The organism is Campylobacter sp. IFREMER_LSEM_CL908 (assembly GCF_025771545.1).
Classification (GTDB): Bacteria; Campylobacterota; Campylobacteria; order Campylobacterales; family Campylobacteraceae; genus Campylobacter_D; species Campylobacter_D lari_D.
On the sequence record NZ_JAKMQK010000016.1, the window covers coordinates 1 to 18,945 of the forward strand.

The 18,945-nt window shown below is 29.1% G+C and carries 22 protein-coding genes; 8 read left to right on the plus strand and 14 right to left on the minus strand.

Translation table 11 applies throughout. The features are described from left to right. Positions 1-83: 83 nt before the first annotated feature. Genes L8U04_RS07170 through ribA form a run of 3 tightly spaced genes read right to left on the minus strand, consistent with a single transcriptional unit; the run spans position 84 to position 1,617 of the window. Positions 84-473, minus strand: coding sequence for a hypothetical protein (locus tag L8U04_RS07170; protein ID WP_133319826.1), 390 nt, complete (start codon positions 471-473; stop codon positions 84-86). Next, positions 467-1,060: a 16S rRNA (guanine(527)-N(7))-methyltransferase RsmG gene (rsmG, locus tag L8U04_RS07175; protein ID WP_263676569.1), complete on the minus strand. Its 594-nt coding sequence runs from the start codon at positions 1,058-1,060 to the stop codon at positions 467-469. Before rsmG ends, L8U04_RS07170 begins: the two co-directional genes overlap by 7 nt. Continuing rightward, positions 1,057-1,617: a GTP cyclohydrolase II gene (gene ribA / locus L8U04_RS07180; protein ID WP_220567283.1), complete on the minus strand. Its 561-nt coding sequence runs from the start codon at positions 1,615-1,617 to the stop codon at positions 1,057-1,059. Before ribA ends, rsmG begins: the two co-directional genes overlap by 4 nt. A 71-nt stretch (positions 1,618-1,688) precedes the next feature. Between ribA and hemB the strand changes: the two genes are divergently transcribed. Genes hemB through L8U04_RS07200 form a run of 4 tightly spaced genes read left to right on the plus strand, consistent with a single transcriptional unit; the run spans position 1,689 to position 5,776 of the window. Next, positions 1,689-2,672 (plus strand): porphobilinogen synthase, encoded by a 984-nt coding sequence (hemB, locus tag L8U04_RS07185; RefSeq protein WP_263709742.1) that lies wholly within the window; start codon positions 1,689-1,691, stop codon positions 2,670-2,672. Positions 2,673-2,674: 2 nt separating this feature from the next. After that, positions 2,675-3,148 (plus strand): DUF2603 domain-containing protein, encoded by a 474-nt coding sequence (locus L8U04_RS07190; RefSeq protein ID WP_220567285.1) that lies wholly within the window; start codon positions 2,675-2,677, stop codon positions 3,146-3,148. Next, positions 3,145-4,500 (plus strand): oxygen-independent coproporphyrinogen III oxidase, encoded by a 1,356-nt coding sequence (gene hemN / locus L8U04_RS07195; RefSeq protein WP_263709743.1) that lies wholly within the window; start codon positions 3,145-3,147, stop codon positions 4,498-4,500. The genes L8U04_RS07190 and hemN overlap by 4 nt, the downstream gene beginning before the upstream one ends. Position 4,501: 1 nt before the next feature. Continuing rightward, positions 4,502-5,776, plus strand: coding sequence for a (Fe-S)-binding protein (locus L8U04_RS07200; RefSeq protein ID WP_263709744.1), 1,275 nt, complete (start codon positions 4,502-4,504; stop codon positions 5,774-5,776). On the opposite strand, the gene L8U04_RS07205 is transcribed toward L8U04_RS07200, so the two are convergent. From L8U04_RS07205 to L8U04_RS07215, 3 genes are read right to left on the minus strand one after another with little or no spacing between them, the layout of a single operon-like run. Beyond that, entirely contained in the window at positions 5,773-5,982 is a 210-nt protein-coding gene (locus L8U04_RS07205; protein ID WP_133319819.1) for a hypothetical protein, read from the minus strand. The genes L8U04_RS07200 and L8U04_RS07205 overlap by 4 nt on opposite strands. A 37-nt stretch (positions 5,983-6,019) precedes the next feature. Further along, a complete protein-coding gene (locus L8U04_RS07210; RefSeq protein WP_220567288.1) occupies positions 6,020-7,027 on the minus strand; it encodes an alanine racemase in 1,008 nt (335 codons plus the stop codon). After that, positions 7,027-7,998 (minus strand): L,D-transpeptidase family protein, encoded by a 972-nt coding sequence (locus tag L8U04_RS07215; protein WP_133319817.1) that lies wholly within the window; start codon positions 7,996-7,998, stop codon positions 7,027-7,029. The genes L8U04_RS07210 and L8U04_RS07215 overlap by 1 nt, the downstream gene beginning before the upstream one ends. Positions 7,999-8,125: 127 nt before the next feature. Between L8U04_RS07215 and L8U04_RS07220 the strand changes: the two genes are divergently transcribed. Genes L8U04_RS07220 through L8U04_RS07230 form a run of 3 tightly spaced genes read left to right on the plus strand, consistent with a single transcriptional unit; the run spans position 8,126 to position 9,552 of the window. Beyond that, positions 8,126-8,545, plus strand: coding sequence for a copper chaperone PCu(A)C (locus L8U04_RS07220; RefSeq protein ID WP_133319816.1), 420 nt, complete (start codon positions 8,126-8,128; stop codon positions 8,543-8,545). After that, on the plus strand, positions 8,545-8,991 hold the full coding sequence (locus L8U04_RS07225; RefSeq protein WP_133319815.1) for a hypothetical protein: 447 nt from the start codon (positions 8,545-8,547) through the stop codon (positions 8,989-8,991). The genes L8U04_RS07220 and L8U04_RS07225 overlap by 1 nt, the downstream gene beginning before the upstream one ends. Positions 8,992-8,994: 3 nt before the next feature. Next, positions 8,995-9,552, plus strand: a complete 558-nt coding sequence (locus L8U04_RS07230) for an SCO family protein (RefSeq protein WP_220725290.1) — start codon at positions 8,995-8,997, stop codon at positions 9,550-9,552. Between the two features lie 10 nt (positions 9,553-9,562). Here the strand turns inward: L8U04_RS07230 and L8U04_RS07235 are convergent, their stop codons facing one another. From L8U04_RS07235 to mapA, 6 genes are all read right to left on the minus strand, one after another. After that, on the minus strand, positions 9,563-10,765 hold the full coding sequence (locus L8U04_RS07235) for an ABC transporter permease (protein ID WP_263709745.1): 1,203 nt from the start codon (positions 10,763-10,765) through the stop codon (positions 9,563-9,565). Between the two features lie 62 nt (positions 10,766-10,827). Then, on the minus strand, positions 10,828-11,274 hold the full coding sequence (locus L8U04_RS07240) for a hypothetical protein (RefSeq protein WP_133319812.1): 447 nt from the start codon (positions 11,272-11,274) through the stop codon (positions 10,828-10,830). Next, positions 11,250-11,759: an LPP20 family lipoprotein gene (locus tag L8U04_RS07245; protein WP_133319811.1), complete on the minus strand. Its 510-nt coding sequence runs from the start codon at positions 11,757-11,759 to the stop codon at positions 11,250-11,252. The genes L8U04_RS07240 and L8U04_RS07245 overlap by 25 nt, the downstream gene beginning before the upstream one ends. A gap of 61 nt (positions 11,760-11,820) precedes the next feature. Next, on the minus strand, positions 11,821-14,391 hold the full coding sequence (gene gyrA / locus L8U04_RS07250) for a DNA gyrase subunit A (protein WP_263662962.1): 2,571 nt from the start codon (positions 14,389-14,391) through the stop codon (positions 11,821-11,823). 21 nt (positions 14,392-14,412) lie between these two features. Beyond that, the gene (locus tag L8U04_RS07255) at positions 14,413-14,994 is read right to left on the minus strand and encodes a ComF family protein (RefSeq protein WP_133319809.1); all 582 of its coding nucleotides are present in this window, start codon (positions 14,992-14,994) and stop codon (positions 14,413-14,415) included. Beyond that, positions 14,991-15,638: an outer membrane lipoprotein MapA gene (mapA, locus tag L8U04_RS07260; protein WP_263709746.1), complete on the minus strand. Its 648-nt coding sequence runs from the start codon at positions 15,636-15,638 to the stop codon at positions 14,991-14,993. The genes L8U04_RS07255 and mapA overlap by 4 nt, the downstream gene beginning before the upstream one ends. Positions 15,639-15,841: 203 nt before the next feature. Between mapA and L8U04_RS07265 the strand changes: the two genes are divergently transcribed. Next, on the plus strand, positions 15,842-17,203 hold the full coding sequence (locus L8U04_RS07265) for a DASS family sodium-coupled anion symporter (protein WP_133319807.1): 1,362 nt from the start codon (positions 15,842-15,844) through the stop codon (positions 17,201-17,203). A 4-nt stretch (positions 17,204-17,207) separates the two neighbouring features. Here the strand turns inward: L8U04_RS07265 and L8U04_RS07270 are convergent, their stop codons facing one another. Further along, complete coding sequence (locus L8U04_RS07270) at positions 17,208-17,822, minus strand: thiamine phosphate synthase (protein ID WP_263662965.1); 615 nt, start codon at positions 17,820-17,822, stop codon at positions 17,208-17,210. Further along, entirely contained in the window at positions 17,812-18,945 is a 1,134-nt protein-coding gene (thiH, locus tag L8U04_RS07275; RefSeq protein ID WP_263709747.1) for a 2-iminoacetate synthase ThiH, read from the minus strand. Before thiH ends, L8U04_RS07270 begins: the two co-directional genes overlap by 11 nt.

Genomic DNA, 18,945 nt, shown 5'->3' on the forward strand with positions numbered 1-18,945 from the left:
CGACAGCGCTATAGTTGCAGACAATGTCAATCAAATAGCTAATGATATCTTAGAAGATGCTAGGAAGAAAAAGTTTTAAATAATTAAACTAAACCCTTAATGGGTTTAGTTTGAGTGATATAAGATTTTAAACACACTCCATCAACGCTTAACTCATAAGCTTTTTTTAAATTATTATCTAAAACATCAAGTAAAAATAAAATTTTAGAGTCAAACATATAAAACTCAGCCATTTTTGAGGCAATTTTTGCTAATCTCTCATCTTCTATTAAAATATATTTTGCTCCTAGTGCATTAGAAAGTAAAATTTCTTCCTCATTCTTGGCATATATAGCAAAATCTATTTTTTCCTCTTTTGCACTTTTTATATTTTGTTCATTATAGTTAAAACAATTTACATTTGTTTTGATAAAAATATTTTCATAATGACTAAATTTTTGCATATTTATCAAAGGATGTCCAAAAATTAACATAATTTTTCCTTTATCTTTAAAAGACAATAATTCCTAAAGCCTTGATTAAAAATTTGATAATCTTTCAATTCTTGCAATTCATCATAAACTTCACTTCCTTTATAAAGCAAAAATAAAGTATTTTTATCATAAAAACCATTTGAAATTTCTACCAAAGGTTTTACATCCATCAAAGCTCTTGAAGTAATTAAATCTACTTTAAAAGGTGGATAGTTTTGTAATTTTTCTTTTATGATATTTACATTTATCAAATTAAGTTCAGTTTTAACCACCCTTAAAAATGAAGCCTTTTTAGCGCTAGGCTCAAAAAGAAAAAATTCATTATTTTGCAAAATACAAGCTAAAAATAATGCAGGAAAACCAGCCCCGCTTCCAATATCAATGATCTTTTTTTTATTACTCAAATCATAAAAGTCTAAAATTTTAACACTATCAATAATATTTTCATCTATATTTTCAAAATGAGTTAAATTATGCACAGCATTAAATTTTTCTAACAACTCTTTATAGAGCGTGATTTTTTTAAAAAAATCATCTTTATTTGCAAAATCTTTTAAAAAATTTAATTGCTCTTCGTATTTTTTCAATTTAGATGTCCCATTTGTGTATATTTAATTTCTAAGTAATCTTTATTAAAACGATTTGCTTTTATTAAAATAGGCACTCTTAAATTAATTTTTTCTTTTAATGAATTTAGCTTTTCAGGATTATTAGTTAAAAGGTTAATTTTAGAAATCTTATAATGCTTAAGTATAAATTCTACTATTTCATAACTACGCTCATCTGCCTTAAAACCTAATTGATGATTTGCTTCTATGGTATTAAAACCCTTATCTTGCAAAGCATAAGCATTAATTTTATTAAAAAGTCCTATACCTCTTCCTTCTTGCCTTAGATAAATCACCATACCACCATGCTCTTGAATGTATTTTAAAGAAAAATCAAGCTGTTCTCCACAATCACATTTTAAACTTCCTAAAACATCCCCTGTTAAACATTCTGAATGGATTCTAATATTAACTTCTTTTTCCAATTTTCCTTTAAAAATACAAAGATGTTCTTTATCATTTTCTTTAAAACTTTGTATATTAAATTCCCCAAAACGAGTGGGGAGTTTTGCTATTTCAGAAATTTGAATAGTCATTATTTTACTTTACCTTTTTTATAAAAAATATGCTAGAATTTAAACAATTTTAACAAACAAAAAGGAAATTTATGTTTAAACGCTTTAGAAGATTAAGACTTAATGAGAATATTAGAAGCTTAGTAAAAGAAAATACCTTAAATTTAGATGATTTAATCTATCCACTTTTTGTTATCAATGGTGCTAATATTAAAAATGAAATCATGTCTATGCCAGGTGTGTTTCAAATGAGCTTAGATGAAATTTTAAAAGAATGTGAGGAGTTAATTAATCTTGGTATTAAAGCGATTATTTTATTTGGCGTGTTAGAAAGTTCCAAAAAAGATAGTTGTGGAAGTGATGCATTAAGCGATGATGGCTTGATTGCTACAAGTCTAAGAGCTATTAAAGCAAAATTTCCTGATTTGGTAGTAATTACCGATCTTTGTTTTTGTGAGTATACTGATCATGGGCATTGTGGTATTATTGATCCAAAAAGTGAAAGCGTAGATAATGATTTAACTTTAGAAATTTCAGCCAAACAAGCTCTAATTCATGCTAAAAACGGTGCAGATATGATAGCACCAAGCGGCATGATGGATGGTATTATTGAAACTTTAAGAAAAACTTTAGATGAAAATGGTTTTGAAAATTTACCTATTATGGCTTATTCTACTAAATTTGCTTCAGCCTATTATGGGCCTTTTAGAGATGTGGCTGATTCTGCACCAAGTTATGGAGATAGAAAAACCTATCAAATGGATTTTGCCAATGGTAAAGAAGCCTTATGTGAGAGCTTAGAAGATGAAAAACAAGGCGCTGACATCTTAATGGTAAAACCAGCACTTGCGTATTTAGATGTAGTAAAAGATATAGCAAATCATTCTAAACTTCCACTTTGTGTGTATAATGTAAGCGGGGAATATGCTTTGTTAAAAGCAGGTCAAAAAGCAGGTGTGATTGACTATGAAAAAATAGTACTTGAAACTATGCTTGCTTTTAAAAGAGCTGGAGCTAAGCTTATCATAACTTATCATGCAAAAGAAATTGCAAAATTATTAACAAATAAGGAGTGAGATTGAATAGTCTAAGCAAAAAAAGCTCTCAAGATGTAATCAATGAATTATCTAATCATTTGGGCATAGAAAAACACAATCAAACTATATTTCATCTAACCCACATTAACGATAAAGAAAAAAAGTTAAGTCTAAAAAATGGCCATAATTTAGCACCCGAACCATGGTTTATAGTAGATGAAAATGATGAAGTTAAAACTATGTTTTCTGTAAAAACTCTGATTGAGTTTTTACAAAGTGCCAAAAAGATACAAAAGGATAATTTTGAACTTAAACTAGAAAAGGCTATCTATCAACAAATTCCTATTGACTTTAATGATGTATGGACAGTCGCAATGGATGAGATTAAACATCAAGTTTCCAAAGGTATAAAAGAAGTTAATATTGATTTAGATCAATTAATCAGCAATATTCATACAAAACATCCTAACTTATTTATAAACATGAAAGAAATGATGCAAAAAGGTAAAAAATGAGAGATTATAAAAATTTTGTTAAATATTCCAAAGCAGGACCTAGATACACTTCTTATCCTACTGCAATAGAATTTAACACCCATTTTAAATATGAAGACTATATAAAAATTTTAAAACAACAAACAGCACAATTATCTTTATATTTTCATTTGCCTTTTTGCAGGAGTGCTTGTTATTTTTGCGGTTGTAATGTAATATATACCGCAAAAGAAGAAAGTAAAGAAAGGTATTTAAATTATCTTTTTAAAGAACTTGATCTTTTAACAAATACCATTGACACACAAAGAGAAGTAGCTCAAATGCATTTTGGTGGTGGTACACCTACTTTTTTTTCTGCTAAACAATTGCAAAGTTTGATTTTTAAAATAAAAAGCATTTTTCCAAATTTTACCCAAGATAGTGAAGTAAGTTGTGAAATTGATCCTAGATTCTTAAATGAAGAACAAGCTGATGTTTTAATTCAAAATGGCTTCAACCGTATTAGTTTTGGTGTGCAAGATTTTAACGAAAAGGTTCAAAAGGAAATTCATAGAATTCAACCTTTTGAACTTACCAAAAATGCAGTAGATATGGTAAGAAAAAAAGGGATAAATTCAGTAAATATGGATTTAATTTATGGCCTTCCTTATCAAAGTCTAGAAAGTTTTAAGCAAACTTTAGAAAAAGCACTGCTGATTAATCCCGATCGCTTTGCTATTTTTAATTATGCACATGTGCCTTGGCTTAAAAAAAATATGAGAAAATTTGACGAAAACACTCTACCAAGTCCTGATGTAAAACTTCAAATTTTAGAATATTGTGAAAAATTTTTAACTCAAAATGGTTATAAAATGATAGGAATGGATCATTTTGCAAAACCACAAGATGAACTTTTTAAAGCCTTAGAAAATGGTAGTTTGCATAGAAATTTTCAAGGCTATACTACAAAAGGCGGAACTGATTTAATCGGGATTGGCCTAACAAGTATAGGCGAAGGTAAAAGACACTATATGCAAAATTTCAAAGATATGCCAAGCTACGAAAAGGCTATCGATGAAGGTCGATTGCCTTGCGAAAAAGGTATTATGCTTGATGATGATGATGAACTAAGAAAAGCTGTTATTATGGAACTTATGAGTAATTTTGCTCTTAATATAAAAAATATTGAAAGTAAATTTAAGATTGATTTTTTTGAATATTTTAAGCAAGATTTAGAAGAACTCCAAAAACTTAATGAATTTATCAACATAGATAAAACTCATATCAAAGTTAATGAAACAGGAGTGCTTTTAATCCGTAATATTGCTATGTGTTTTGATAAATATTTAAAACGCATTAGCGAAGATAAAAAAGTTTTCTCTAAAACGGTTTAATATGTTAAATGTTAATGAAATTTCTAATGCTTGCGTAAAATGCGGAAAATGCATACCAGTTTGCACCATACATGAAATAAATCGCGATGAAAGTACTTCCCCTCGTGGCTTTTTAGATTTAATCAGTGCTTATGAAAACCAAGAACTAGAGCTTGATAAAAATCTTAAAAAAATATTTGAATCATGTTTTTTGTGTACAAATTGCGTTGAAGCTTGTCCAAGCCATTTAAGAGTGGATAGCGCTATTGAAAAAGTGCGTTACGATATAGCACAAAAATTTGGCATTGCTTGGTACAAAAAACTTGCTTTCTTTTTTCTAAGACGCAGAAAAATTCTAGATATTTTAGCAAGATTTGGTTATGTTTTCCAAAGCTGTGCTTTTAGTTTACAACATAAAAATTTGGGAATGAAAGCTAAATTTAACCTACCTTTAATTAAAAAAGATCGTTTGCTTCCTTCTTTAGCTAAAAAAAGCTTTCTAGCTTCTAATCCTGATTTCATAAATAATCAAGGTGAAAAAGCCATAGGACTTTTTATAGGCTGCTTGTCAAATTACTCTTATACAAATACGGGCTTTGCTTTGCTTGAAATTTGTAAACATCTTAAAATCAATGTAGATTTATTAAAAGATCAATCTTGTTGCGGTGCTCCTCATTATTTTACTGGAGATTTTAAAAGTGTAGAAATTTTAGCTAAAAAAAATATCGTTTATTTTGAAGAAAAATTAAAAACTCTAGATTATATCATTATCCCTGAAGCAACCTGTTCTGCGATGATTAATATAGACTATGAACATTTTTTCCACATGCAAAAAGATGAAGAATGGGCTATAAGAGCTAAAAATATTTCTAGTAAAATACTACTTGCAACAAAATATTTTTATGAATATACTAAACTAGAAGAGCTTTTAAAAACAAAGAAAAAATTAAAGACAAAAATTGCATACCACGATCCTTGTCATGCAAGAAAAATGCAAGGTGTTTTTAAAGAACCTAGAGCCTTGCTTAAACAAAACTATACTTTCAAAGAACTTATTAACTCAAATGAATGCTGTGGTTTTGGCGGTGTTAGTATGCAAACTGATCACTATGAAAAAGCTTTGCAAGTTGGTATAAGAAAAGCTCAAAATATACAAAAAAGCAATGTGGAAATTATCAGTGCAGAATGTTCAGCTTGTAGAATGCAAATTTCAAATGCATTAGAGCATGAAAAATCCTCCACGCATTTTTTACATCCATTAGAATTGATAGCAAAAATACTTCAAGATAAAAATTAATCTTGAATTTTTATATCTTCGATATTTGATCTATTTTTTTCAATTAAAATTCTATTTTTTTCTATATTTTCACTATTTTTTTTACACTCATTTTTCAAGATTTCAATATTTTTATATAAAATTTTTATTTTTCTCTCATAACGATTTATCAATAAAAATACTATAAATAAAAATAAAATTAAAATAGCCCAATTTAAAAATGCCATATTTGCCCTTTCTTTAGATATATTAACACTTTTTATCTTAAACTAAAATTCTTTTCAAATTTGGAGAAAGTTTGACTAAAATTTCATAGTTGATAGTATTAAAAAAACTAGCCATAATATTTGCATCATTTAAAACACAAATTTCATCTTCATCATTCTCACAAGAAAAACTATCCATAGACATTTTTCCAAGCAATTTCTTACCATTAGGAAGAAAAAAATCTTGTTTTCCATCATAACGCAAAAGCCCATCTGCATAACCTAAATCATAAGTTGCTATTTCAAGATCTTCTTTTGCATTATATACACCACCATAACCAACACTTTGACCTTTTTTCAACACTCTTTGGCTTAATTTTTCAGCCCATAAACTTAAAACTTTGCGTAAGTCTTTATTAAAATGCGCATAGCCAAATTGCACAAGCCCTACTCTACAATACTCATCGCACCCAAGCTCGCTTGCTCTAAACAATGCTTCAGAATTATGTGAATGAAATATAAGCTTTTTAGCTTCATCACAAAGCAAAGTATATATTAGCTCTTTAGCTTGTTTAAATTTTTGTTTTTGCACAAAATAACTAGCATCTATTTCATCACTTCCTGCAAAGTGCATCATCACTCCATGAAGTATTAAATTATTACTTTGTAGTTCTTGTATCACTTCTTGAATTTCTTCAGGTATAATTCCATTTCTATGCATATTTGTATCTACAACTAAATGAATTTTTATATTTTGCTTGAATTTTTTAATATCATTTTTATCATTTAAAGCATAAATAAATTTTTCACTTTCATTGCCATGTGGATGATGGGATAGAATTAAGATATTATCAAAAATATCTTCAAGCTCTTTTGCTTCAGTTTCATTTTTTACCGCTATAAAATTTATACCTTTTGCTCTAGCTATAGGAGCTAAAAGCTTAGCTCCATGTCCATAAGCATTATCTTTAAAAACACATATTACTTTTTGATAACCTCCTGCTTTAGAGGCTATTAAGTCAAGATTATACTCATAAGCCAAACGATCAATTTTTATATATGCCATTATTGTTCAGCTAAAATTTGCATTTTATCTTCAACTAGCTTAACATAAAGGACTTTTTCTCCTTTGAATTTATAGTTAGTACTACGATAGTCTTCATAAAATCCTATTCTAAAAATTTTCTCATTTTTATCATTTGGATAAGGACTTATGCTAAGATCTGAAAATTTAATGCTCTTTTTTTCTCTCTTTGCAAAAATTCTTTCTTTATTTTTTGCAAATTGCTCATAAGTAGATTTATTATTATGTTTAAAAATTTTTTTATCATAAAAAGATAAATACTTATTTATATCACTTTTTTGCCAACTATCTTTCCAGGCAAATAAATTAGCTAGTAAAATCGCTATTTCATCATGAGTTGCTCTTACTTTATTTTTCTCTTCTGTCATTGCATAAGATTTTCTATCAGCTACTAATTTATTAAAATCTTCCAATAAATCATTATGCACAGCAATACAACCTCTAGTTTTATAAGTATCCAAGCGTGTTCCATCTAAAGGATAGCCATGAATCCAAATACCACCACCTGTTTTACCCAAAGTTTTATCTAAAACATTTGGGTAAGTTGTTGCAAATGCAAATGGGCCATAATATGGATCACCAGGATAAAATTTCTTTCCAAGTTCGTAAAAACCTATTGGAGTTTTTAAATCTCCTTCTACTTCTTTATCTCCAGCTAAACCTGTTAAAACATCCCTTTGGATAAATTTCTTTTCTACTTTTCCATCATTGTAGTGATAAACTCTAATAATTTTATCACTTTTATTTGTTAAAACTATTGCAACATTTTCCTCATAATATCCTAAACTAATATTTTTGTCTTTTATCTCATCAAGCCAAAAATCTTTTTTACTTAACTCTTGCTCCAATACCCTTTCAACTGCATCAATACCTTCGTTTAGATAAATTTTTGCAAGATTATTTGCATTTGCAAACACAGCCAAACTAAACAATGCTAATATAATTTTAAACAATTTTCACCTTTCTATTAAAAATTAAAACAACAAAGAGCTAATTATAATATTTTTACAATAAATATATTTTTAATTTTTTCCGTGTATAATGTTTTACAAATAACCAAAAACAAAAAAAGGAAAAATAATGAAAAAATTACTTAGTTTAGCCATATTAAGCACTTTTGCTTTTTCAAATCAAATTACTATAAATGATCCTTATGTAAGACAAACTCCACCTAATTCTAAAACAACGGCATTTTTTTTAGAACTTAAAAACAACTCCAACAAAGATATTAAACTCATAAAAGCTCAAAGTTCATTAAGCGATACAGCTGAAATTCATGATCATATTATGAAAGATGGTAAAAAAATGATGGTTCAAATTCCTCAAATCACAATAAAAGCTAATTCAAGCACTGAACTTAAACCTGGTGGGATGCACATTATGATACTAAATCTCAAAGAAAATATCACACCGCAAACAAAGGCCAATCTAACTCTTTATTTTGATGATAATAGTACAATTGAACTAAAAGATATCAAGTCAAGAAGCATTAAAAAATAATGAAAAATCTACTTGTCTTTGCCTTAGCTATAGTCTTTGCTATATGCGGGGCTTATTTTTACACCAATTCATCAAATACCGGAAAAAAGAGAGAATTAATTACCACTTTAACACCTCTAACATGTGATCTAAACATTCAAGAATGTGAATACAATTTTAAGGATAAAAAAGTCTTAGTAAATTTAAATCCAAAGCCTATTACTACATTAAATGAGCTTGATTTAAATATTACCAATTTAGGTGAGTTTAAAAAACTTAATGCTAGGGTTTATGGACTTAATATGTATATGGGAGATATTGTTCCACAATTTAAAAAAATAAACAATACTTATCATGCTAAATTAGTTTTAAGTTCTTGCACTCTAGATATAATGCGTTTTAGAATAGAGCTTTTTGATGATGAAACTCCACTAGGTTTTTATTTTGACTTTGATGTAAAGAGGTAAAATTTGAAAAAAATAAATATTTTTTTATTAATTGTGGTAATTTTTGGAGTATTTTTTATATCTGTGCAGTATTTTGAAAACAACAAATACAATTTTCACTTAAATTCTGAAAAAGGCATACTTAGTCTAAAAGATTTTATCGGTAAAAAACTAATTGTATATTTTGGCTATACATATTGTCCTGATGTCTGTCCTAGTGAGCTTGCCTTGATTGCTAATGTTTTAGAAAAAATGCCAAATAAAGAAAAAGCTCATGTGATATTTATCTCACTAGATCCAGCAAGAGATAACAACTTAACTCAAACTAGCCAATGGGTAAAGTATTTTTACCCAAATTCAACTGCATTAGTTGCTAAAGATGAAAAAGAATTAGAAAAAGTTACTAAAAATTATGGCGTAGTATATGAAAAAATCAATCTTAAAGATTCTGCTATGGGATATTCTATAGCACATAGTGGCGAATTTTATTTGATTGATGAGAATGGAAAATTTATTAAAACCATTAAAGATATCAGTTATGAAAACTTTTTCAATGAAATTCAAAAATTCTTAAACGAATAAATTTTTCAATTTATTCGTTTCTTAAAGTGTCTAAAATATCTACTTGTGTTGCTTTTTTAGCAGGATAATAAGAAGACAAGCTCACAATCATAATAGCACCAAAAATCGTAGTACAAAAATCAACAAAAGAAAGCTCCAAAGGTAGCTTACTCATGCCATAAACATCACTTGGTAAAGAAATAATGTCAAAATTTCCAAGTATCCACAAAGCAATAGCTGCAAGTATCACACCTGCTACGATACCACCTCCACCTATCAAAAATCCTAAAGAAAAAAATGTTTTTTTAATCTCTAACTTACTAGCTCCCAAAGAAAGCAGCAAAGCTATCTCACTACGACGATTCATTACTATCATTAATAAAGAACTTACTATATTTAAACTTGCAACCAAAATAATCAACATCAATACTATAAACAAAGCTCTTTTTTCTAAAGCTAATGCTGCAAAGAAATTTCCATTTTGCTCCCACCAGCCTATACTAGCATATCTTGCACCCAAAAAAGCTTCAATTTGTTTAATATCCTCAAAAGGCTTATTTGAATATACATGTACCCCATCATAACTTCCTTGGGGATATGACAAAATCTTAGCTAAAGCTTTTACATCTGTATACATATAAGCTTTATCATAAGCTAACAAACCTGAAGAAAAATCAGCCATAACATCAAATCTTTTAACTTTTGGAATAAGCGAAAATCCGCTTGCATCAAGATTGGAAAAAATTAAGGTAATTTTTTCATTATAATCAAGTCCAAATTCATCTTTTAAGCCCTTACCAATTAAAATATCAAAATTATCTATTTTTTTATCTTTTAAAGCTTGAGCTACTACCTCATTGATCTTTTTTTCATCTTCAAAATTAACCCCAAAAAGCATACCGCCTTCCAATTTTAAATCATTTCTTGCTATAACCTGAGTAGCAATATAAGGGCTAAATAATAAATTTGGAAATTTGCTTCTTAATTCTTGCAACAATTTATCATCTACATTTGCCCCAAAACGCGGTAATATAGTGATAGGGTAATTCATAGTAAAAAGTTTTCTCTCAAATTCTTTATCAAAGCCATTCATAATGGCCATTGCAACTAAAAGCACACAAAGTCCTATACTTACACCTAAAAAGGCTAAAATTTTTGAAAGCATAATAAAGGGTTGATCTTTATCAAAACGCAGATATTTAAATAATAAATAACGAGGGATACTTTTATACATCTTTTACTCTTAATATTTTTTTAAGTATTTTAACTTGATTTTTATAAAAGCAAGCTTTGTATTTATTTAAGATAATATACAAAGGCACTATTATCGTGAAATTCAACTATAAATCTTAGTGGCAAAATTCTCACATAAGTTTCACTTTGCGCACTTGCTTGTTCACTTTTTACAAAGTCTTTTACATCTATTTTTGAGTTAAAAAAGCAATCAATTAAATCATTTTTGTGAGCATTTAAAAAGTTAAATTTATCTAGCTTTGTCATCTTTTCTTCAGCCACCATACCAAAATCATTGCGTATTAAAGATTTCAAATCACTTGGTGTATATGCTAACTCACAAGCATATTCTAAATTTTTATTTTTACTTTTAGTCATAGCCATAGAAATAGTTTCATTTTGATGATAAAGAATAAAATTTTTATTAGAAAGTTCTGCCCAAAATATAAATTCATCTTGGGCAGTAGCATTAAAAATTATGAGGATTAATAAGCAAACAATTCTTTCCACTTGTCAGCATCAATTTTAAGTTCTACATTTACTCTATAAAGACCATCTTTAAAGTCTTGATCTACAACACTTGCATTTTTAATCAAACCATTTACCTGTGCTGTAATAGTTGAGCTTTTAAGCATTGCATCTTTTACTGTATCTTTACCATTAACTCTGACACCATACAACTTACTTGCTAATTGTCTATAAGCATCGGTAATTGCCGCTCTTTTAGCTAAAGCTAAAGCTTGGCCAACTGAAACCGTATTTAAAGGAGCAATACCCTCACCCACCGCTGTAAAAGTTAAATCATTGTCTGTGCTTGTATCATTTGCAAGCATTTTTTCTTCTCTAATGATGTTACGCACATCATCTTTATCAACTTTTTGAACCACAACATCAGAATTTGCTGCTTGAGTCTGATTTGGATTCACACCTCTTTGATCTAGTGCACAAGCACTAAAACCCAAAGCTAAACAAAACATAAAAATAACTTTTTTCATTTTTTACACCTTCAATTTATTTGATTTTATTAAAATAGCAAAAAGCATTCCAATAATTTTACTATTCTAAATTTAAATCCATATTAGTTTCAGCATCTAATTCCTCATCTTCTTCTTTAGGACACTTAGCAATGCTTACAACCTCATCATTTTCAACATTAACAACAATTACACCACTTGTATTTCTACCTGCTTTTCTAATGCTTTGCATATCAACGCGTATCATCTTACCACTACTTGTTAATGCCATTAAATCCATACTTTCATCAACTATGACTATACCGATTAAATCTTTTGTTTTGGCAGTAAGTTTCATACAAATAACACCCTTACCACCTCTACTTTGAAGTCTATATTCTCCAGCATCAGTACGCTTACCTATACCTTTTGCACTTACGCTTAAGATTTCTTGAGCGTCATTTTCTATAACAACAGCACCCACAACCTCATCATCTTTTTCTTTAAATTTAATCGCAGTTACCCCTCTACTTACACGGCCAATCTCTCTAACTTTAGCAAGTGGGAATTTAATGCACATACCTTTTTTAGTAACCGCAAAAAGCATTTTACCAACGATAGTATTATCAAGCTCTTCATTAGGTTCAAGCATTTCATTTTCTAAATTTTCTTCATAATTTTGTTCTTGAGTTTCATTTTCATCCCTTGCTACGATAATTGCAGTAACAAGTTCATCATTTTCATCTAGATTAATCGCTTTTACACCCACGCTTCTAATGTTTTGATATTCACTTAAATTTGTGCGTTTTACGATACCATTTTTAGTAAAGAAACACAATGATTTACTTTCATCAAAATCAGTGGTTGGAATAATTGCCATGATTTTTTCATCTGCTTGTAAATTAATGAGATTAACCACAGCTTTGCCTTTAGCAGTTCTACTTCCTTCAGGAATTTTATAAACCTTAAGCCAATAAAGCTGTCCGCGATCAGTAACAAACATCAAGGTATCATGTGTATTTGCCGTAAAGAAACTTTCTATAAAATCATCATCATAAGTTGTAACTGCAACCTTGCCTTTACCACCGCGTTTTTGTTTTTCATATTGCTTACTTGGAACACGCTTAATATAGCCACGATGAGTGATAGTAACTACCATATTTTCATTTGGTATTAAATCTTCTATATCAATATCATCATAGTCTTCTTCAATTTGAGTGATTCTTGGTACATCAAATTTTGTTCTGATTTCTTTTAACTCATCTTTGATTAAATTTTCAAGCAAAGTTTCGCTTTTTAAAATTTGATCAAGCCTCTCTATTTCTGCTAATAATTCCCTTAATTCATTATCAATTTTTTCTCTCTCAAGACCTGTTAAACGACCTAATTTCATATCTAAAATAGCATTAGATTGAAGCTCGCTTAGACCAAATTTTTGCATTAATAAATTTTTAGCCGTTGGGTTATCAGGAGAGTTTTTAATCAAAGCTATCACTTCATCAATATTATCTAGCGCAATCTTCAAACCTTCTAAAATATGCGCTCTAGCTCTAGCTTTTTGCAATTCATAAATAGTTCTTCTAATAATTACAGTTTTTCTATGATTTAAGAATAAATTTAAAAGCTCAATTAAAGAAAAAACTTTTGGCTCTTTATTATGTATAGCAAGCATAATCACACCAAAAGTGCTTTCCATGGTGGTAGATTTAAAAAGATTATTCAACACAATCTCACTCATAGCATCGCGTTTTAGCTCAATCACCACGCGAATTCCTTCTCTATCACTCTCATCTCTAACTTCAGCAATACCTTCAATTTGTTTTTCTTTGGCAAGTTCAGCGATTTGCTCTATTAATCTTGCTTTGTTAGTTTGATAAGGAAGTTCATCTATTACAATAATATCTTTATTAGCTCTTTTTTCTATATGGGTCTTTGCTCTTACTTTTACCCTGCCACGACCTGTGCGGTATGCTTCTATAATACCTTTTTTACCAAAGATAATACCACCGGTTGGAAAATCAGGTCCTTTAATAAATTGCATTATTTCTTCTAAACTTGCGTTTTTATTATCAATTAAATAAAGCAAACCATCAATAAGCTCATTTAAGCTATGCGGAGGAATATTGGTAGCCATACCCACTGCAATACCACTTGAACCATTAAGCAATAAATTTGGGACCCTAGCAGGTAAAACATCAGGCTCACTCATAGAATCATCATAATTTGGTATAAAATCAACCGTATCTTTTTCTATATCACGCAAAAGCTCTTCAGCTAAAATCGTCATCCTAGCTTCAGTATAACGCATCGCAGCAGCACCATCGCCATCAATAGAACCGAAGTTTCCTTGTCCATCTACGCTTGGATAACGCATAGAAAAATCTTGCGCCATTCTTACTAAAGCATCATATACAGCTGTATCACCATGTGGATGATATTTACCGATTACATCACCCACTATACGCGCTGATTTTTTGTATGCACTACGACTTCCAACACCTAAATCATTCATAGCATATAAAATTCTTCTATGAACAGGTTTAAGCCCATCTCTAGCATCAGGTAAGGCACGGCCTATAATAACACTCATAGAATAATCTAAATAACTACTTTTTATAGAACTTTCTATATCTATATTTTCAATATCTGAATCTTTAGTAAAAATATTTTCCATAAAAATCCTTAAAATTAATGCCTATATTGTATCAAATTTTGCATTAGCCAAAACTAAAGCAAAAAGCACTTCAATATTATTTTTTTCTAAAAGCTCTTTTGCCTCTAATAAACTTAATCCAGTAGTTATCACATCATCTACTAAAATTACAGGATATTTTGGACGCTTTAAAAGCTTATAAGATCTTTTATTATCTTTACGAAATTTCAAACTTTTACCACTATATTTAAATTCTGAACTAGCTTGCAAGGTGTGATACATAGGTTTTATAAATTTAGTATTTAAGTATTTAGTTAAAATAGCAGTATGAGAGTAATTTTTATATGTTTTGTCATCTAAAGCTATAGCATTAATTTTACAAGATGGTTGAAAAAAATCCTCAAATTTAGCAAAACTCAATTTTGCTAAAGCATTTAAAACAAAATAGCCTTGAAATTTGTGTTTAAAATAAATCAAATGCTTAATTTGCTCATATTGATAAAAATAATAAACTTTAAAATTTCCCTCAAGTTCTCTTATACCTAAAGAATATTCTAAAAGCTCTTCCTTGCAAGCTGGACAAAAACTCGCAAAGGAAAATCCATGGCAATTAAAACACCTCACAAAGAGCTGATAATATCTGCAGATTTATTAGCCACTTGTTTTATAAGAAGCTGAGTGAAAAAAGGCAGATCTTTGATATTATAAAAACCTTTAACTTCTTGTTTGGTTTTAATATTAATAGTTTTATTGGTATTAATATCTTTTAGTGTCAATTGACTAGCAATAATTGAAAATAAAGAATTAGAATCAAATTTAGAATAAAAATCATTAAAACTTAAATCTACTCTTAAAACATAAGGAGAATCTTGTGTATCTTCTACTACAACTATACCTCTATTTTCTAATTCTTCTTTTAAAAACACATAAAAATAATAGTTGAAATTTTCATTGATGTAATAATTACTTCCATTAGAAGAAGAATATTTTAAATTCTCATTTAAATCATATACCCTATGAATATAAACTTTTTTTAAGGAAGCACTTTTATCAATTGTTCTTTTATTTGCGCAATACTTAAGTCCCACATCACTAATATACACAAGGCCTTTAATTTTTGCTTCATATGCTTTAAAATCAGAAGGATTATAACATTGTGCTTGAATTTTTATAAGCTCATTAACTTTTGCAACACTTTGATTTTTAGAATTTACAGCACATGCGCTAAAAAATAAAGCTAAAACAAATACAAATACTTTTTTTAACATCTTTTTTTCCTTAGAATCATCTTTATTATTTTATGATTTTTAATTAGCAAAAATTATACCAAAAACAAATAAATTTTACTAAAACTTACTTTTTTTCACACAAGAATAATTTTATTGAAAAAATTTTATACAAAAATTGATATTTAAAAGAAAATTCATTTAGAATATGTTACAAAACTGCAATATTTTAAAGGAGTTGTTAAATGAGTTCAAATACAAAAACACTTATAGTCGTTGCTGATTTAGTGTTATTTATCGCTTTGCTTTATTTTTCCCCTTTTGGTGAAACTAAAGTAAACCAAGGTTTATCTTTGTTAATTTTTATTGCCGTTTTATGGCTTAGCGAGGCTTTGCATGTTACTATTACAGCTATTTTAGTACCTGTTTTAGCTGCTATTTTGGGATTACTACCCACCGCTAAAGCTTTAACAGGTTTTGCTGATTCTAATATCTTTTTATTTTTTGGTGGTTTTGCTTTGGCCGCAGCTATGCATCATCAAAAATTAGACAAACTTATTGCACATAAAATTTTAACATTAGCAAAAGGGCATTTAGGCCTTTCTAGTTTGTATATTTTTATTACCACTGCGTTTTTATCTATGTGGATGAGTAATACCGCAACAGCAGCTATGATGCTTCCGCTTGCTATAGGTATGTTAGCTTCACTTGATCCGCAAAAAGATAGAAATACTTATGTTTTCATCCTTTTAGGTATAGCTTTTAGTGCGAGTATAGGTGGTATAGGCACCATAGTAGGAACTCCACCAAATGCAATCGTTGCCACTCAATTACACATTACTTTTGCACAATGGTTAAAATACGGAATTCCTATTGTTTTAATTTTCCTACCTGCAATGATTTTAATTTTATACTTTATGTTTAAACCTAAATTTAATCTACAAGTTGATTTACATACTGAAAATATAGAACTTACAAGACCTAGAATCATCACTTTAATAATCTTTTTAGTCGTTGCACTATCTTGGATTTTTAGTGGTAATATCAGTCCTATCATCACAAGTATTTTTGGACACAAAATAGCAAATCTTGATGCAATTATTGCTTTATTGGCTGCTGTTTTAGTATGTGCTTTTAAAGTAATTGATTGGAAAAATATACAAAAAAATACCGATTGGGGTGTATTAATGCTCTTTGGTGGAGGCATCACTCTAAGTGTAGTATTAAGAGATTCTGGCGCTAGTAAAGTAATGGCTGATACTATCATTTCATTTATAGAAAATGGACATTTATTTATTATAGGTTTAATTGTGGCATTTTTTATAGTATTTTTAACTGAATTTACCTCAAATACTGCTTCAGCAGCCTTACTTGTGCCTTTATTTATCTCTATAGCAGATACTTTAGGTGTTCCTGCTTTAGGACTTGCTTTAATCATTGCTATTGGTGCTTCTTGTGCTTTCATGCTACCAGTTGCTACACCACCAAATGCTATAGTTTTTGGTACAGGACATATTAAACAACAAGAAATGGTAAAAGTTGGGATTATATTAAATATCTTTTGCTCAATCGCACTTGCAGTAATTGCATACTTTTTCTGGCTATAATCTTTTAGTCCTTTTGGACTAAAAGATCTTTACACTTTAAAACATAGTTTTTTACATCTTTACTTTTATACAAAGCTTCTCTTATACATACGCCTGCTAAATTTAAATCTTTTAAGTGATTTATAGTTTGGATATTTATCCCACCTATGGCATAAATGGGTATTTTTGAAACTTCTAACAAATCTTTTAAATTTTTTATACCCTTTGGTGTTAAATCAGCCTTACATGAGCTTTCAAATACATGTCCGAAAAAAGCATGATTTACTTTAAACTTATAAGCTAAATCTAATTCTTCTTTAGAATGGATAGAAGTACCCAAAAGCTCAAATTTTTTATAACTTTGTGGGTAATTTTGTAAAATTATTAAGGGAGCATGAAAAAATTGATGATTTAATTTTAAACAAGCTTCATAATGATAATGCAAAAAGCAAATTTTTTGAGTTTTATTAAAAATTTTTAATACTTCTTTGGCTAATTTAGTATATTCTAACTCATCCAAATGTTTTTCTCTAAGCACTAAAGCATCAATACTACTTTGACTTAGTTTTTCAATAAAATTTAAAAAATCTCCTTGGGTATTTTGACTATCGCTAATAGCAATGATTTTTTTATCCCACATAAATACTATCGCTCATTATAGCTTGTAAATTTGCATTTTTTAACATAGCTAAAACCTCATCAACACTACGCATATCACTAATTTGAAACTGATCATCACCTTTTTTATCACCTTGGTGCTCACCTACCCCCACGCTTACACCTGCACTCATTTTAGTAGCTCCAAGTTTAATAACCCCATCTCTAAATCCTGCTCTTTCACGCGTAGAAATCGTAATACTTGCAAAAGGTAAAAATAATCTATAAGCACATAAAACCTGCAAAAGTCTTGTTTCGCTTACATCTTTTGGATGAATTTTTTTATTATTAATAATAGGTCTTAATCTAGGGATAGATAAAGCTATTTCAGCATGAGGGTATTTTTGCTGTAAAAAATACGCATGTAAAGCCGTAGCAAAAGCATCTTTTCTAAAATCATCCACGCCAAGTAAAGCTCCAAAAGCAACCCCTCTCATACCTGCTTTTAATGCTCGCTCTTGTGCATGAAAACGATACTCAAATACACTTTTTTCACCTTCAATATGAATTTTAGAATAAGTTTTTTGATTATAAGTTTCTTGATAAACACTTACATATTCACAACCCTTTTCATGAAGCAATACATACTCATCTACATTCATAGGATAAACTTCAATTCCCACGACCTTAAAATACTCTTTTGCTATCTCGCAAGCTTTGGTAAGATATTCTACGCTAGCATATTCCCTACCCTCACCTGTTAAGAGTAAAATTTCTTCCAAGCCACTTTTTTTAATCTCTTGCATTTCTTTGTGAATTTCAGCCTCGTTTAGCTTAGCTCTTTTAATATTATTTCCTTTTTGAAATCCACAATAAGTACATTTGCTATTGCAAAAATTAGAAAGATATAAAGGTGTAAAAAGTGAAATGGAATTTCCAAAATATTTTTGAGTAATCTTGCTTGATTTTTGTGCTAAATCTTCTATAAAATCTTCCGCTGCGCTTGAAAGCAAAGCTTTCAAATCTTCTATGTTAAGATAATCTTTAACTAAAGCTTGTTTTACATCAAAAGCGCTAAATTTACTTTCATCAAAATTTTCAACTTCTTTTAAAACCTTAGTTAAAATCTCACTTTCAATACTTTGCATATGAGGATATTTTTGCAT